Raw genomic sequence first — 536 nt, 5'->3', positions numbered from 1 at the left:
TCAAACGGAGCAAAGCCCGTAAACAGGGCGTGGTCACGCAAGTGTTCCGCGATTTCATCTGCGTTGTACTCTTCGTTCTCGCCCAAGCCAAAGACCTGCGCTGTACCTGATTTACCGGCTGTCTGGTAGCTCATATTGTAGAAAGAACGACGAGCTGTACCACGAGTACCATGGTTTACACGGCGCATACCTTCTTTCGCAATATCCCAGTATTTTTCTGGCACATTTTGAATCGGTGGGTAGGTTACGTATTCAGAGGTTTCTTGTTCCTCAAAGTTATCACCATTATCGATGGTGGACTTTAGGAGGTGAGGAGCGGAAACCGCACCATTATTCACTAACACCGATGTTGCTTTCGCAATTTGCATTGGTGTTGCCGTCCAATAGCCTTGGCCGATACCAACAGGAATGGTGTCACCTTTATACCAAGGCGTTTTGTGACGAGACATCTTCCAATCACGAGTTGGCATATTAGCCTTACTTTCTTCGTAGATATCGATGCCTGTGTAGTCACCAAAACCAAACATCATCATCCA

The 536-nt window shown here is 46.8% G+C and carries 1 protein-coding gene; it reads right to left on the bottom strand.

Annotated elements, in window-relative coordinates:
• Positions 1 to 536 (bottom strand): penicillin-binding transpeptidase domain-containing protein (locus R7Q09_RS27985; protein ID WP_318144185.1); only part of this gene is annotated, 536 nt, incomplete at both ends.

The sequence above is a fragment of the Vibrio sp. 2130-1 genome (genome assembly GCF_033339515.1).
Note: the sequence above shows the minus strand (reverse complement) of the source record. Positions and strands in the feature narration are given on the sequence as shown.